The following is a 15,596-nucleotide window of genomic DNA, read 5'->3' as shown; positions in this document are numbered from 1 at the left end:
CCTGAGGAACAACCTTGCTTGGTCGGGCTACGCAGCCCGGAGCGAGCGCACCGATTCAGTTGTCTCGCGGGCGGGGACGTACCTCAAGTACCGGGTGAAGGCCTCCAGCGAATCCACGCCAGCGGCCTTCACCAGCTCCGGAAGAGGGGAGGACGCAGCCAGATGGGTCACGATCCACGCGGCTCTCATGCGCTGCGTCTGCACGTGGATCTTGTTGCCTCCGCGGGCGACGAAGTTCGAGATCAGATTCTTGCCCGCACCAGAGCGCCCCGGAATGAACAGGTAGTCGTCGCCGGAGAGCTCGGCCGCGCGCCGAAGCGCCGCTCGCTCCCAACGGCGCAGTAGCGGAACGGTTCGTGTCCGTCCTTCTGCTACGCGAACGAGGACCGCACCGCTCGTTGACTGCAGCACATCATGAGCTCGGATGTTCATGATCTCGATGGCCGAAAGGCCGGCGCCCAGCCCGAGCGCGACCAGAATTTCGGCATCTGCCCGTCGAGCCTTCTTCTCCTTGCGAGCCCACTCGCGCAGGAGTGACTGCTCGTCCGTTGTATAGGGGACGCTCGGGTCCGACGGCGCGAGCGCTGAAAGCGGGCGCGGAGCATGTGCTTCGTCGAGCAGGGCTTCGGCGACGCGGAGGAGCTGAGAGCGGTAGTTCCCGCGCGTGGCCGAGGCGAGCGTCGGAAGTCCCACCTCGACGAAACGGGCGATGTTGGCGCGCTCGAAGACAACCGTGCGCTCGAGTGGGATTCCCTTCTTGGAACACCACTCGGTGAAGGTGGTCAGTGCCGGCTTGAGTTTCGATGGCTCGTAGGAGGCGATGGATGCGTCGGTGATGCAGGCGGTGACGAAGTCGGTGGAGTGGCTCACGCGTCAGATATGCGCGGACGGAGGGCTTCAGCTGTAGGTTTTGGCGCTTGAGTGGTCATCTGTTCCTCGAACTGGGGCAACGTGGCGGCGTAGCCTGGGCTCCAGAGCAGGAATGAGTTGGAAGGCGCCACCGATGGACTCTGATTCGAGGGAAACGGAATCTGTGCCTCCACCCACAGTGGTCGACGGGCGGGATGACGGCAACGGTCGAGAGAAGTCAGGTGAAGTTGTCGCGAACGGTCAGCACGCTGAGCGTGATGAAGTTCTGCGACGAGCGTCGAATGACTACGCAGGATCTTTCGAGACAGCAGAGGATTCGCTGCCGCGCATTCGCGAAGGATGGCCCGAGTAGATTGAGTGGTGTTGCCCGGCGCTGAACGGGCCGGATCAGTTTCCGTCAACATCCCGGAGACGGCTGCCGGAGCGTAAGCGGTTGACGTACTCCTCACCGTCCGAATCGTGAGCGTCCCCCCACGCGCCCGTCGCCGAATCGATAGCGTCGATGTCCCGGTCGCTGAGACTGTGCGAGTTGTATCTTCGGTCAACGGCATCTCGAACCAGTGACGAGATCGAGCGGCTCGTGCGCGCTGCTTCGGCATCGAGAAGGCTCCGCTCCTCCGGTCGAAGCCAGATCTGAACCCGTCGCATCACGTTGTTCTCCGTCCGGGGTTGATTTCGGAACGCGGAGTCCCGTCGCTGTCCATCCCTGGCGCTCACGTGTCGCTCTCAAAGAGCTCATCGAGGTCCGGGTCCTCTCCGGCGACCAGACGCCCACGAAGGTCGTACAGAAGATCGGTCGCTCGAAGTTGAGCCAGGGCGTCACGTGGATCGATCCCCTCGGCATACGACCAGACCCGACGGACCTGGTCGATTGCATGTTCATCTGGATCGCGAGTGATCCGGGCGACGTAGGCCGCGGCGCACCGATTGGCGGCTTCGCGCATCACGTCATAGATGACCACCGGGTCACCCCGCTCGGCGTATCTCACCAGTTCGAGGTCGGCGGCACGCTTGGCCGCGCTGATGACGACGTCGAATTCGTCGGAACGAATCCGGTCGACTGGTGAGCTTCCGAGAACGGGGTCGAAATCAGCGAACCAGGCCTTTGTCGCATCGTCTCGCTTCCACCGTTCGAGAATCTTCCACGCCTGGTACGCGCAACGAACGCGGCGCTCTTGCTCGGGCGTCGGGCCAGTGCTTGGCTCCGCCCACATCCACGCGTCCATCTTGTTAGGCGTCACCGCGAGGTAGGAAACAAGGGGGGTGCCGAGTCGATCCAGCAGGTAGCCGACGGTGCGCTGCAAGCGTGCGCGATCGTCGTCGCGTCCACGCGCTGTCATCGGCCGTCGCCCTCGGACCGCGTTTGGTTCGGGTGATCGAGTTGATTCGTCGCTGACGCAGCTTCACGAACGTTGATCCCCAGGTCCCGAAGCCGCCGCCTGAGCGCGTTGATCAGTGGCGTCGACTCCAGCCATTCATTCGCAGTGGTGCCATCGCCGAGGATCTCGAACAACTCGTTCGCCCGCTTCTTCAGAAACACGATCACCGCGGCAGCGTGACTTGCCGACATCACCGCGATGAAGTGCTTCCTACGGAAGATGTCGACCCATATCTCGTCGTTGAGGACAATGCGCACGTCGAAGGTTCCTGGCGGCATCGCGTCTAGGTCGGAAACGGGCGCCTCGGAGGCTTCGCCGGCCCCATGTATTCGCAGGTAGGTGAGTGTCCGCGTGAATCCATCAATGATGTCGCGCGCCGAAACATCTCGGAGGAAGGCCTCCTCCATCAGGCCAGCCGGATTGATCTCAAACATCGTGCACAGTTCGCCCACGAGCGACCAGTCATCCATTGGGGCGCACCTCCCTGACGGGAATCATAGCTGTAGTTACAGCAGGCTGTGTTGTTTTGACCGCACGTCAGTCGGCGCCGCGCAGGAGCAGCGGTCCTGTACGTCGGTGCGCGAACGTGATCATCGCGTGGCTTGATCTGGCGTGGTGAGCGTGGGCTTCATCACCGAGCTGGGGCATCGACTTGCCCGTTCGCGTCAGGTGGCGAACTTCCTGATCGCCCCCCGTTCGTGGTCTTGGACCGTGACCCGTGATGCCGATAGACAGGAATGTCTAGTTGAGCAAGGGGAAAGATGGCGAAGCCGAATCTGGCAGCCGATGATGTGCGCGCGGCATTCGACGCAGCCGAAGTGAAGTTCCTTGGCAAAGGAACCTTTGGGGAGACCTGGCGAGTCGACTCGGTAGACGTCGGAGGCCAACCCACGGTTTGCGCGGTGAAGTTCCTCGACCCGAAGAACTTCAACGCCCGGCTCGTCCAGCGGGAGATCGACGGGCTCACCGTCGTTCACGGCCGACGGTTTGCGCGACTGCATGAGGTTCGCGAGGTCGCTGTCGCCGGTACAGCCCACACGACGTTGGTGTGCGAGTACCTCCCGGGCGGAGACGTCGCATCGAACGTTACTGAATCCGGGCTCCCGAGCCAGAAGGAAGTCCTTGCCTTCGGTGTCGAACTCCTCCACGGTGTGAAGCAGCTCCACGACGTCGAACGTGTCCATCGGGATCTGAAACCGGCGAACATCATTCTCCGAGACGGCCGTTGGGACACACCCGTGCTGATCGACATGGGCCTGTCGAAGGGTGCTTCCGACCTCACGATGACGGCTTACCCGCAGCGAGTCGGTTCGCTGATCTACATGGCGCCGGAGCAGCTGCGCGGTGAACGGGCGCGGAAGAGTTCGGACTTGTGGGCGTGTGGGGTGGTCCTTTTCATGCTGCTCACCGGCCAGCACCCATTCGTGACGTCATACGCAGGCAAGAGCGAAGACGACATCGCCGAGGAGATCACCGGTCCGCCGGCGCCGCTCCCTGCACACGTTGACCCTGGCCTTCGGAAGGTCATACTCCGGCTGCTTAGCGAGGACGCGTTCGAACGCGGATCCGCCAAGCGCGCCCTCAAAGACCTTCGAAAGGCTATGAAGTGACCGACCTGTCCACGCCGAAGACCGCTTCCCTCGACAAGATCCTGCGGGGGAAGGTTCCAACCTTCATCGTGCAGCGAAGCGCACGGGGAAACAAACGAACGCCGGAGGTCCTTGCGGGCCTGATCGACGACCACGGGAAAGACCTCGGAGTTGGCACATCGATCAAGATGTGGGGCAAGACCCAGAAGACGCTGAGCGAGTATCTCGGCCCGCTAGACGAGGTTCCGCTCCGCCTTGCCGACCCCGTCCTCTACCGGCACCCGAAGTCGGCCTGGCCCGGAATGGACACCATCGACGAGGCGAAGACGCCGCCCAAATTTGCCTTCTACGAAGATCTCCCGGTCGGTGTGGACCGAAACTGGATCTCGCGGGTTATTCAGGCGCAGTACAGCGTCGGCGCGACCGTTGCACTGTCCGCGAACGGGTGGGTTTCCACCACGAACGCGGCCGCTGCGCTCGACGCCGCGATGGCGGTCGCGCGCGAGAGCCGCGACATCGTCGGCGACAAGCCCATGTTCGTCAACCTCACCTTGGACAAGGAATGGCTGCTCGACCGGCAGCTACGAAACCTGTTGCTGCGTGAACTTGTCGAGTCCAACGAAAAGCAGTGGTACTTGCGGTTCTGGTGGCCGGAGATGACGAATTCGTACGGTCAGCTCACCGACGACGCGATCCTCCGCGGTTACATGAGGCTGGCCTCCACAGCACGGATCGAAGGGAAGCGGCTATTCCTTCCGAACTCCGGCCTAACCGGATGGCTCATGGGGGCGTACGGAGCGTCCGGGTTCTCCACTGGGGCATCGGCCACCGACCAGGCATTCGCCCGGCAGCGACGGATTGGCCGTCGAAAGGGACAGAAGGCACCGCCGGCAACACCACGAATCTTCGATCGGTTCCTGCTGCACACGATGGAACACAGCGTGTTCGAACGGATTCGCGTTCTGCCCGAGCATAGAGCGTTCCCGACCCGGTTCCTCGACGAAATCGACGCGGGCTCCCACAAGCCGGAGCTAGCCGGATTGCACTACGTGAAGTCGGTCGGAGACCTGCAAGCGAAGATGGCCGCCAAGGACCGACTTGTGGTCGCACACCGGCCAATCAACCGGGCGTCGAAATGGGTGAAGGGACTTGCCAACGTCGACAAGCCGACCGGCGCGAGCAACCCCGGTCACCTCGAGGTGTGGCGGGAGTTGCAGTAGCGATCACTCCAGGTCGCGCTCGGCGGTTGGGAGGTACCAGCCGAACACCGGTGAAACCTGGCCGGCGCGTTCACCTGCCTGCCACAGGCCAAAACTGCGCTCCGCAATGAGCTCTCGTCCAACGGATGTCTTCTTGGGGTCTAGCGCCCGCTTCGGGCGTACGAGTACACGGTGCCGGCCTGACTCGGCGTTGACCGTAATGACTCCGATTCCGCGTTCGGCGATCGCGTCCACCTGCTTGACGGCTGTTGTTGCGGAGGTCTCGTCCAAGGCGATGTAGGCGGCGTCAGCGGAGTACAACTGGTTCCGCGCCTGGTTGAACGCTCGCAGCCAGTCGCGAAGTTTCGCCTCGACGGTGACGACACGCCGGCCGATCGGTTGGGTACCTGGCTGAAGGGTCACCTGCCCTGCCGTGGTTGTTGTCCAGCCGAGCTGTTCAAGCATCGGTAGGACGGAGCGGCGTAGGTAGTCGCGAGTCAGGCTGACACGGTCGGCAAGCTCTCCAGGATCGATTGGTCCAGCCCCGCGGAGAGTCTGGACGACTCGAACTTCGACGTCACTACTGAGGCTACGGATGCCAAGTGCCTGCCGTTCTGCCACAACGGCGTGGTCGAATCGGACGGCGACCAGATCCGGGATTCCGCGTACCGCGGGCACCTCTCGGAAAGTGAAGACGTTCGGGTCATTCCGTCTGAAGACCGAGTCAGCGAAGCCGGGCTCGAGCGCATCGACGAGGTCGTTCTCGTACCGAAACCTGCTCTGGCTTCTGGTTGCTGAACTTGCCAATGTTTCCGCTTTCGTCTTGTTCTCGGGTACGTGATGGACCGCGTGAGACAGCGGCGGGTACTAGCCGACGTTGCCACGATAATAGATGCGGCGAGTTCGCCCGTGCAGACCCGCGATCGAGGGGAATGCCGGGAGCGCGTGCGGTCAGTCGTTCTGTGGGTATCCGATGCGTCGTACGGCGTTCGACCACAGCCAGACGAACTCCTCGAACTTTTCGCCCGCGGGGACGAACCGGATCAAGACGGCTCCACCAGGGGTGGACGCTATCACCTCCGCTTCTACCTCGATTGCGTCCGAGTAGGCGACGCGAACTGGGACGATCGCCCGAACCCGAACTGGCCTCGGTTCGTCTTGTCTACGGCCCGTGCGGCGCACCAAATCGTCAGGCAGGCTAACTGGTCGCGGCCGACGGTCCCGAGCTTCCGTCTCGGCAGCGAGGTCGGGCCTTCCGAGCTCGTAGCGCTTCTGGCTCACGTGTAGACGCCGGTGAGCACCCAGCGCGTGCAGGCGGTCTGATGCGCGTCGAACACCCGCGTGGCGCCATCATCGAGGCTGCGGCCTTGGAATCGCCAGCCGACAATGCGTTGCGCCGGATGCGTGGAGGCGTCATGGTCGAACGACTCGTGCAGCGGGGTCGGTGTGTCCGTGACCAAGTAGCGATTGCCGCGCCACACCAATCGGATAGGTCGACCGTTTTCGGTCCATACGGAGACAACCTCCGGCGTCTGGACGGTGCTCATACTCGCCTCCCTAATCGAATCTATGTTCGGAACACATATTCGATCAGAGTAGATCTGAATGACGTGACACGCCAAGTGTGTCAAGCAGCGCGCCAAGACCGACCTTGCGTATGGGGTGCATTTGCGGGGGCGTTAGCTCCGCCTTGCGACCTCCTGAAGCGCGCGCACGAGGCTGCTCGTTCCATCGTTCGGACTCCAGTGAGTCGCGAAGATCCCGCTTTCGAGGAGCATGACGCCTTCGCCAAGCTCAGCAGGTACTACCAACAAAATCCGATCTGCTGGACCCTCGGACAAAAAGTACCTCAGCTGATCAAGCACCTTCTTCGACCGGGTTTGGCTAGCCGGGGTGAAGCGCTTGACTTCGACGCCGACGGTGACTCCATCAATCTCGACCAGCACGTCAGGGACGCGCAAGTCGGTAGTCGGGCCCTCTCGAACAACTACTGGGAAATCGGATGACTCGTCAGACTCCAGTTTCAAAATCGCCTGAATGACTTGCGCCTCGTACAGCTGCGACTCAGCAGCCCGCGACCTAGCGGGGGTGTTTGCAGTCCTTCTAACGAACGCCTCCAATGCTGCGAGTTCCGACCCCGTGTATTCCTCACTGCTAGGTGAGTTTGTGGCGGCTTGCTTTCGGCGGCCTTCTTCTCTGCCTGCGACTTCGTCCATGACGCCCGACACTGCGGCTTCCTGGACCGGACTGGTCGCGGACTCCGCGAGGGCCTCAAACGTGCGAAGGATGGCCGCATACGGGAGGGGGTCCTCCGTCTTGTCTGCCGGAATCGCCCTGGAAGACGCCCACTCGAACATCTGCCACCAAGAATTGCGGTCCGCCGTAGTGCGTTGAGCCTCCAGCGCGCGATCCGAACTGCGCTGTCCCTCGTCTATGCCCTGACGGGTCACCTTCAGCTGCCGGGATATGCTCCAGAACGCAACCAGCGCTGCTGCGACAGCACACAGGCCCGCGAATCCCGAGGTCTTCACGAAATCAGTTACCCATGATCCGATGGTTGCGTCGTGTGGCCGGAACACTGCAAGCGTAAGAATGAGGGTGACCACCGCGACGACGATGGCTGTGCAAAGCACCGACCAGACCAACGTGCGTCGTGTGCCACTTGCGGTCGAAGAACCCTTGGCGTCAGTCATGGCACCCATCCAGACATCATGAGACATCGCCTACAAGATCGGGCATGACACTGCCGTTCTTCTTCAGAATGGCGTTTCGTCCCACCGACCCGGGGCTTCCCACGCTGCCGTTGATGTTCCGGCTTCGTGCGGCGCGGACGTTGCGGCTTCCGCCAGTCGACGTTGTTCTTCGCGTCGCGCGCGCACAGCCATGATTTCGCGAGGCTCCTGGTTGGAAAGCCGCACTGCGAGGGCTGCCGCTACGTGAATCGAGAGCCATGCATCCGCCCGCGTCACATCTCCATCGCGATGGGCGTGTGCATTGCCGTGGTCAGAACGGTCTGCATTGATCCAGTCGATGATTGGCTTCATGAGGGCCCTGTCGGCGGCAGTAATCAGCCCGGAACGCTGAGCCGCATTGAGCTGGTCTCCGATGCTGTTGCCCTTGGCGCCGAGCGATCGGAAAAGCTCCTGAATCGCTGCCGCCGCGTCCGTTATCGCCGCGTCTGGCTTGTTCTCCGAAAGTCGGGTTAGAGCCAACTGCAGGCCGGCGGACGCCCTAGAGAACTTAGGGTCAGAGTCCAGAAGAATTGTCGCAGGCTGCACAACTGCTTCGTGAAGTACTGAGCTGGTTCGCGGTAGAAATCGCCCATCAACGAACTCCCAATTCACGCGAGAACCAAGGAGGAAGTCGTTGACTGTCTCCGTGAAATCGATGAGCCGGTACCAAGGCTTTTCCCACTCGTGGCTGTCCCAGCCACCCACCTCGACCATTTCGTCATCGTGTTCCGCGAGCCCGGCGAAGGCGTACATTACTGCAGCTACCACGTCCAGCCGCTCCTCGGCCGAGCCGTCTCCATTTTCAAGCGAATGCCACGCGTCGGTCTCGATCAATCCGTCCGCACTACCAATGGTCCGATAGCGATCTGCTTGCGTTAACACGCGGTAGCGAGCGTTTGTTGCGTCTTCAAGCAGGGCGTACACCTTGTGGCCGACTGAAGCCGGGCAGTCCTCGAGCCAGTTCACGCCGTCACGGGCTTCTTGTTCAGCGAGCGCCTGGCGTCGCCGAATCTCTGACGGTAGCGGGTTGAACGGACCAACGCTGCTCATAGACCAACAGTACGGCGGATGAAGGCGTCTAACCGTAAGCGCACTTGTCTGGAGTCAGGCAGGGTTGCCGCGTGTTGGGACGTGAACTGACGGCGTGCGGATCGGTTGACACCCCCCCAAAGGGGAGGAACGCTGGTGCTTCCGCTCGCGTAGCGTGAATTGGGATCTGAGGAGGGAAATGGCTAGGAGCGACGATCAGCAGGAGGAGCAACTTTTCGAGGAGGAAGTGCTCCGTGTTTCTCGCGCGCTGTTCGCTAAGGATCGTCCATACCAAGGCGCGACCTACCTAGACGCGTCGGAGCGCGACGGGATCTTCATCGGCGATGACGTCGTCGTGGTCGTCGAGGCAACGGTTTCGCGACGGCTCGAAAAAGCGCAGAAGGACGGCGATAAGCTCAAGCAAGCCTGCGAGCGTTTGGCGAAGGAGCACCGGTTCAAGGGGGTCAAGGGCTACTTCGTCACCCGCGATGAGCCCACAGCAGACCAGCGTCGCTACATCGAGCAGATTGACGCCAACGTGGTCGCCTGCAGCCTGACTCAGTTGCGTTCGAAGCTCATCGATGCCAACGAGTACCTCACCGTACGCGAAATGTACGCGTTTGGAAGCGCGCGGAATCCAGCGAGCGGCAGCATGACGGACCTCGACACGTATGTCCCGTTCAGTCTGTCTCACCTCACTGAAACGTCCGAACGGAGCTTCTCTACGAAGGAGCTTGCTGACCGTACGCTCGAGGGTGGGCTCACTGTTCTCACGGGTGACTTCGGTGCCGGAAAGAGCATGACCCTACGCGAGGTACACAGAATTCTCGCCGCCGGCACTTTGAAGAAGCGGACCCTCAAGTTTCCGCTCACCCTGAACCTGCGAGATCACCAAGCTCAGACCGAACCCGACGAAGCAATACGACGCCACGCGTCCCGCGTCGGGTTTGGCAGCGGAACGCAGCTCGTCAGAGCGTGGCGCGCAGGCGAGGTATCCCTTCTTCTCGATGGGTTCGACGAAATCGCAACGACGGGCTGGTTAGGTCAGGCAACTGAGCTCCGCGACATTCGCCGACGTTCGGTGGAACTCGTTCGTAAGTTCGTTGAGCAATCTCCGGCAGGGTGCGGAATCCTCCTGACTGGTCGACGTCACTTCTTCGACAGCGCGTCCGAGATGCGACAGAGCCTTGGTATCGCAGCACGCGACCCTTTGATGCTCACGGCCGACCAATTCACGAACCAGCAGGTTTCGACTTATCTAGAGAGGCATGGATGGACGGGTGCGTTGCCGAACTGGCTACCAGCGCGTCCACTCCTGCTTGGTTACCTCGCGACGTCGGGCGCAATCAAGCAGTTGGCGGAGTCGACCACTGATGTGGGACCAGCGGAAGGTTGGGATCTCCTCCTCGAGCGTCTCTGCGCACGTGAGGCAACTATGGAATTCGGTGTTGACGGCCCGACCATTCGGCGGATCCTCGAGCGCCTTGCCACCGTCGCTCGTGGAAAGCCGGATGGAACGGGACCGCTTTTCAAGGAAGATCTGGCGCTGGCCTTCTATCAGGTGTGCAACTACAACCCGGACGAGGGCTCGTACCAGCTTCTCGAACGTCTGCCAGGGTTAGGGGTTCTCGACGAAACCGATGGCTCTAGACACCTGATAGATCCGTCCCTCGCGAGCGCGGCCGGCGCAGGCGACGTTGTACGGTTCGTGATCGCGCACGGTGCTGATGAGAGTCTAGGAGACCTGAGACGCACCGCGGTTCCGCTCAATCAACTCGGCATCTCAGTCAGCGAATTCATCGCTCGGCGCACAGATATTTCCGGCTCGCATGTGCTGGCAGTCGCAAAGCGGATCGCCGGGGCGGCGAGTGACGCGCTCGTATTGGATATGGCGCGTCTTGCGCTCGAGCTGGGTGAGACAGGGGAATGGCCGGCTCTCACTTTCTCCGAACTGTACCTTGAGAGCATCGTCGTTGCTGATGTCGACGAGGACCTTCAGTCGCTCAACTTCGTCGATTGCGTAGTCGCGACGCTGGACCTAACAGAATACGACGGCGATAGGTCGCTTCCGGTTTTTCGGAGATGTGCTTTCGGCGTGGTGAAGGGCGCTGGGAGCCTTGCTTCGTTGCCGACGGGCCACTTTCAGGACTGTGGCTTTGACCAGTTTGACCCGGCGTCCAAAACGACGCGGGGAATCCTCGCTTCTCCGGGGCTCTCTTCGCGCCAGCGGGTAATCCTTACCATCCTCAAGAAGGTCTACATGCAGGCTGGTTCGGGCAGAAAGGACAGCGCGCTCACGCGCGGATTGGATGACAAGCTGCGAGCACTGGTACCCCTGGCGGTCGAGTCGCTTATCAATGCCGACCTCATCGTCACCGGGAGGGCTGGTGGAAACACGATCTATTACCCAGTTCGCGGAGCAACGGGCCGAGTTCGACAGATGCTTGAAAGTGGATCGTCCAGCTCGGACCAGGTCATGGCCGACGCGCGTTGATGTAGCTGGCAACCTACGCGCATAGATTGGTCAGCGACGGACATGCTCCGTTCGATGTTTCGCTCTGCGCTCACCGCTACATTGTCATCCGCGCGTGCTTGAAACGTCGAAAAGATCTACTAGCCGTGCCGCGCCAGCACTGGGATTGCGTGGTGTCGTGGAATTCTCGGAGCCTTAGCCTGGAATACCGCGCGGTATGTTCCCAAACAGCCCAGTCGTCACGTGGGTCTACAGATTCTGATAAGCAGCCACGGACGAGAAGGGCCGGATCGAGTATCGATCCGGCCCTTCTTCGTTTGGCGCAGGCGAGTTCAGGCGAGTTCAGCCTGTCTTCGTCCACGTGCCACAGCGACTTGTTTCGAAGATGTCGCCCGGTTTGAGGGTGACGACGGCCGGCCCGTTCACGATGTTGTTGTCGATGATCTGCGCGTCGGATCCGGTGCTCGTCTTCCAGACGTAGTAGCAACCCGTGGAACTGGTGATCGAGTACACGCCGGGGACGACCGTCGAGCCGACGATGTGCACCCCGTCGCCGAACTGGGTCGACTGGACTTGTCGCGTCTTCTCGTCGAGAGCCGCCTGATCGGTCTTGAGTCTGGCTTCTCCCGCGGTCAAAGCGGCTTCGCGATCGCTGATGTCGTTGATGCGCTGGTTGGCCGCGTCGAGGTCGTTCTTCGCGATACCGAGGTCAGATCTCGACTCGGACAACTGGCGCTGGAGGCTGTGCTCCATCGTCGTGAACTCCGATGTCGTCGAGACGTCGGGACGGGAGATGTAACCGACAAGCGCTCCGGCCACGCCGGCAAGTACGAGAACCGCGCCGGCGACGAGTGCACAGGTGCGCACGGTTACCGTGTGCTCGAGGAGTCGCCGGCGGGGCGAGACAGCGACCGGTGGCTGTTCAGTGGTCGGCTCGTCACGATCGACAGCATCGGTCCCGTCACCGCCTTCAGCAGCACGTCGGTCCGGCTGGGAGTCTGTGTCTGGGTGTTGAGAAATGATCTGGCTCCTCGGGTTCCCGCGAGAGCCTACCGAAGTGACAGATTCTCACGCTGTCCCCAAAACGGGACGCCCGCCTTGTTTCTCAACGGCCCTGGGAGCTCCGCCCCACCCGCAACCGGATCACCCGGTACCCGACCCCCACCGCCAGCACGACGACCCCCGCGACGATCGACCCGAGCGGCAGCGTGGCCACGAGCACCAGGCACCCGATCGCGCCGGCAACCGTCAGCGCGCGCGGATACCGCCGGTTCGTCCGGTCCTGCGTCCAGGCGGAGAGGTTCGCGATGAAGTAGTAGAGCAGAACGCCGAAGGATGAGAAGCCGATCGCGCCGCGCAGGTCGGTCACGGCGATGAGCAGGCAGACGAGCAGGCCGAGCGCGAGTTCCGCGCGGTACGGCACGTGGAAGCGCGGGTGAACGGCCGCGAACCACGACGGGAGGTCGCGATTGCGGGCCATCGCAAGGCTCGTCCTGCCGATGCCCGCGATCATCGCGAGGAGGGCTCCGAGCGCGGCGGCGGCGGCACCGATCCGCACGACCAGTACCGGCCAGTCGGCTCCGGTGGTGGCCGCGACGTCGCTGAGCGGGGCCGGCGCCGCCGCGAGGCCGGCTGCGCCGAGCGCGTGGAGGGCGGAGACGGCGACCAGGGCGTAGACCAGCAGTGCGATGGTGAGCGCGATGGTGATGGCGCGGGGGATCGTGCGGGCCGGATCGACGACCTCCTCGCCCATGGTCGCCACCCGCGCGTAGCCGGCGAAAGCGAAGAAGAGGAAGCCCGCTGCCTGGAGCACGCCGTAGACGGTCACGGCGGTGCCCGGTTGCGCGGCGCTCGCCGAGGTGTGCGTGAAGCCGATGACGATGGCGACCGTCAGGGCGATCAGAGAGATCGCGACGAGGATGCGCGTGAGGAGCGCGGTCCGCGTGATGCCGAGCGTGTTCACGACGGTGAGGGCGACGACGGCGAGGATGGCCACGGGCTTCAGCCAGGCGGCGGGCACCGCGTAGGTCGCGAAGGTGATCGCCATGGCGGCCGAACTGGCGGTCTTGCCGACGACGAACGACCAGCCGGCGAGGAAGCCCGGCCATTCGCCGAGGCGTTCCCGTCCGTAGACGTAGGTGCCGCCGGAGGTCGGGTACTGCGCGGCGAGCTGCGCCGAGGAGGTGGCGTTGCAGTAGGCGATGAATCCGGCGACGACGAGACCGATCAGCAGGCCCGCACCCGCGGCCGCCGCCGCAGGCGCGAACGAGGCGAAGATCCCCGCGCCGATCATGGAGCCGAGGCCGATCACGACGGCATCGCCGAGGTTCAGCCGTCGCGCGAGCGCGCCAGGGGATGGGGCGGGGGAGGCGGTCACGGGCGCAAGCATAGCGATGCGGGGTTACGCGAAATGGACAGTTGCAACTGCACAGTTTTAACTGAACAGTTAGACTGTCGGTATGACTGATCCGTCGTCGTCCTCCGTTCGTGCCGCTCTCGACCTCCGGGTCGCGTTCGCGAGGCTCCGCCGTCGTTTGAGGGAGGTCGCGACCGAGTCCGCGGGGCTCAGTGCGCAGCAGTCGTCCGCCCTGGCGCGCATCGGCAAAGGGGAGGCCAGCACGGCGTCACGGCTCGCCGAGCTGGAGGGGGTGCGCCCGCAGTCGATGGCGACGACGATCGCCTCGCTCGAGGAGCTCGGGCTCGTAACACGGACACCCGACCCGACCGACGGCAGGCGGCAGCTCGTCGCGCTCACCGAGGCGGGGCGCAGCGCCGAGAGCGGCAACCTCGACGCCCGAAGGGAGTGGCTCGCACACGCGATGGAGGAGCGCCTGACCGAGCAAGAACGGCAGACGATCCTCGCGGCGACCGCGCTGATCGAGAAGCTGGTGCGCGCGTGATCGATCTGATCACCGCCAAGCCGGGGCCGCCCGACCGGTTCGACCGTCGGCTGCTCGCGCCCATGATGGTCGGCGCGGTGCTGAACCCGGTCAACTCGTCGATCATCGCCGTCGCCCTCGTGCCGATCGCGACGGCGCTCGGAGCGCCGGCGTCCGAGACGGCCTGGCTCGTGTCCTCCCTCTATCTCGCGACCTCCATCGGTCAGCCGCTCGTCGGCCGACTGGTCGACATGTTCGGGCCGCGCCGGCTGTCCATCGCCGGCGCGATCCTCACCGGGCTGGCCGGCGTGATCGGCGTCTTCGCCCCGAACATCGCCGTGCTCGTGATCGCGCGCGTGATCCTCGGCTTCGGAACCTGTGCCGGCTATCCCGCCGCCATGTACCTGATCCGGAGCGAAGCGACCCGCACAGGGATGCGCAGCCCGGCCGGCGTGCTGACGGCGCTCTCGGTGACCACGCAGACGATCGCCGTGGTCGGGCCGACCCTCGGCGGCCTCCTGATCCAGGTCGGTGGATGGCGGGCGACCTTCGCGGTCAACATCCCGCTGGCGCTCGCCTCGCTCGTGCTCACGCTGTTCTTCCTGCCTCGCCACACCGCTCTCGAAGCCGCCCGCCCGGCGCGTGGACGCCTGGACCTCCTCGGCATCGCCCTCTTCGCTGCGACCCTGGTGAGCCTGCTGCTCTTCCTCATGGACATTCAGCTCGCGCAGCTGTGGCTGCTCGGGCTGGCCGCGGTCTTCGGCGCGGGGTTCGCGCTGTGGGAGCTGCGCACCGACGACCCCTTCATCGACGTGCGGGTGTTCGCGGGCAACGTGCCGCTCCTCGTGACGTACGCACGAGCCGTGCTCGCCGCGACCGTCAGCTACTGCTATCTCTACGGCTTCACGCAGTGGCTGGAGGGTGGACGGGGTCTCTCGCCTGCTCTCGCCGGTCTCGTGCTGCTGCCGACGTTCGGTGTCGGCATCGTCGTGGCCGCGGTCTTCGGGCGGCGTCCCGAGATCCGCTGGAAGCTCATCGCCGGCGCACTCGGGCAGGTCGTGATGGCGGTGCTGCTGCTCTTCGTCGGCCCGGAGGCCGCGCTCTGGGCGCTCCTGCTGATCGCCGTCGTGGTCGGCGTTCCGCAGGGCATCGTCAACCTGGCGATCCAGAACACGCTCTACCACCAGGCCGACCCCACGAAGATGGGCGCGACCTCCGGGCTCCTGCGCACGTTCATGTACCTCGGGGCGATGCTCGCCTCCGCTGCGACCGGCGCGTTCTTCCACACGACGGCGAACACCGCAGGGCTCCATGACCTGGCGTGGTTCATGCTGGCAGCGGCGGTGATCTTCCTCGTGATCACGCTCGTCGACCGGTCGCTGCGCCGCGTGGATCGGCTTGCGACGGGACTCGAGGATTGACAGGCACCTGTCAATCCTCGACCAT

General features: G+C 63.5%; 14 protein-coding genes. 5 read left to right on the top strand and 9 right to left on the bottom strand.

What is annotated here, in order from left to right; translation table 11 throughout:
* Nucleotides 1-27: 27 nt before the first annotated feature.
* From KNO15_RS08915 to KNO15_RS08905, 3 genes are all read right to left on the bottom strand, one after another.
* The gene (locus KNO15_RS08915; protein ID WP_241703247.1) at nt 28-870 is read right to left on the bottom strand and encodes a hypothetical protein; all 843 of its coding nucleotides are present in this window, start codon (nt 868-870) and stop codon (nt 28-30) included.
* Between the two features lie 713 nt (nt 871-1,583).
* Nucleotides 1,584-2,174 carry a hypothetical protein gene (locus KNO15_RS08910; RefSeq protein WP_241703245.1) on the bottom strand — a complete coding sequence of 197 codons (591 nt, stop codon included), beginning with the start codon at nt 2,172-2,174 and terminating at the stop codon, nt 1,584-1,586.
* 32 nt (nt 2,175-2,206) lie between these two features.
* Nucleotides 2,207-2,719 (bottom strand): hypothetical protein, encoded by a 513-nt coding sequence (locus KNO15_RS08905; protein ID WP_241703243.1) that lies wholly within the window; start codon nt 2,717-2,719, stop codon nt 2,207-2,209.
* A gap of 291 nt (nt 2,720-3,010) precedes the next feature.
* Here KNO15_RS08905 and KNO15_RS08900 point away from each other — a divergent pair, with 291 nt between their 5' ends.
* Both KNO15_RS08900 and KNO15_RS08895 read left to right on the top strand, forming a co-directional pair.
* Nucleotides 3,011-3,859, top strand: a complete 849-nt coding sequence (locus KNO15_RS08900) for a serine/threonine-protein kinase (RefSeq protein WP_241703241.1) — start codon at nt 3,011-3,013, stop codon at nt 3,857-3,859.
* The gene (locus tag KNO15_RS08895) at nt 3,856-5,058 is read left to right on the top strand and encodes a hypothetical protein (RefSeq protein WP_241703239.1); all 1,203 of its coding nucleotides are present in this window, start codon (nt 3,856-3,858) and stop codon (nt 5,056-5,058) included. Before KNO15_RS08900 ends, KNO15_RS08895 begins: the two co-directional genes overlap by 4 nt.
* A 3-nt stretch (nt 5,059-5,061) precedes the next feature.
* Here KNO15_RS08895 and KNO15_RS08890 read toward each other — a convergent pair whose 3' ends face one another.
* The 4 genes from KNO15_RS08890 to KNO15_RS08875 all read right to left on the bottom strand — a co-directional run bounded on the left by KNO15_RS08890 (nt 5,062) and on the right by KNO15_RS08875 (nt 8,819).
* The gene (locus KNO15_RS08890; RefSeq protein ID WP_241703237.1) at nt 5,062-5,502 is read right to left on the bottom strand and encodes a hypothetical protein; all 441 of its coding nucleotides are present in this window, start codon (nt 5,500-5,502) and stop codon (nt 5,062-5,064) included.
* Nucleotides 5,503-6,314: 812 nt separating this feature from the next.
* Complete coding sequence (locus KNO15_RS08885) at nt 6,315-6,584, bottom strand: hypothetical protein (protein ID WP_241703235.1); 270 nt, start codon at nt 6,582-6,584, stop codon at nt 6,315-6,317.
* A gap of 132 nt (nt 6,585-6,716) precedes the next feature.
* Nucleotides 6,717-7,730, bottom strand: a complete 1,014-nt coding sequence (locus KNO15_RS08880) for a hypothetical protein (protein ID WP_241703233.1) — start codon at nt 7,728-7,730, stop codon at nt 6,717-6,719.
* 63 nt (nt 7,731-7,793) lie between these two features.
* Nucleotides 7,794-8,819 carry a hypothetical protein gene (locus KNO15_RS08875; protein WP_241703231.1) on the bottom strand — a complete coding sequence of 342 codons (1,026 nt, stop codon included), beginning with the start codon at nt 8,817-8,819 and terminating at the stop codon, nt 7,794-7,796.
* Nucleotides 8,820-8,997: 178 nt separating this feature from the next.
* Between KNO15_RS08875 and KNO15_RS08870 the strand changes: the two genes are divergently transcribed.
* Nucleotides 8,998-11,292, top strand: a complete 2,295-nt coding sequence (locus tag KNO15_RS08870; RefSeq protein ID WP_241703230.1) for an NACHT domain-containing protein — start codon at nt 8,998-9,000, stop codon at nt 11,290-11,292.
* A 321-nt stretch (nt 11,293-11,613) separates the two neighbouring features.
* Here KNO15_RS08870 and KNO15_RS08865 read toward each other — a convergent pair whose 3' ends face one another.
* Both KNO15_RS08865 and KNO15_RS08860 read right to left on the bottom strand, forming a co-directional pair.
* The gene (locus tag KNO15_RS08865) at nt 11,614-12,138 is read right to left on the bottom strand and encodes a hypothetical protein (RefSeq protein WP_241703229.1); all 525 of its coding nucleotides are present in this window, start codon (nt 12,136-12,138) and stop codon (nt 11,614-11,616) included.
* Between the two features lie 238 nt (nt 12,139-12,376).
* Complete coding sequence (locus KNO15_RS08860; protein ID WP_241703227.1) at nt 12,377-13,660, bottom strand: APC family permease; 1,284 nt, start codon at nt 13,658-13,660, stop codon at nt 12,377-12,379.
* A 70-nt stretch (nt 13,661-13,730) separates the two neighbouring features.
* On the opposite strand from KNO15_RS08860, the gene KNO15_RS08855 reads away from it, so the two are divergent.
* A complete protein-coding gene (locus KNO15_RS08855) occupies nt 13,731-14,171 on the top strand; it encodes a MarR family winged helix-turn-helix transcriptional regulator (protein WP_241703225.1) in 441 nt (146 codons plus the stop codon).
* A complete protein-coding gene (locus tag KNO15_RS08850; RefSeq protein ID WP_241703223.1) occupies nt 14,168-15,571 on the top strand; it encodes an MFS transporter in 1,404 nt (467 codons plus the stop codon). Before KNO15_RS08855 ends, KNO15_RS08850 begins: the two co-directional genes overlap by 4 nt.
* The last annotated feature ends 25 nt before the right edge of the window (nt 15,572-15,596 follow it).

This window comes from Leifsonia shinshuensis, assembly GCF_022606355.1.
Lineage (GTDB): Bacteria > Actinomycetota > Actinomycetes > Actinomycetales > Microbacteriaceae > Leifsonia > Leifsonia shinshuensis_B.
Note: the sequence above shows the minus strand (reverse complement) of the source record. Positions and strands in the feature narration are given on the sequence as shown.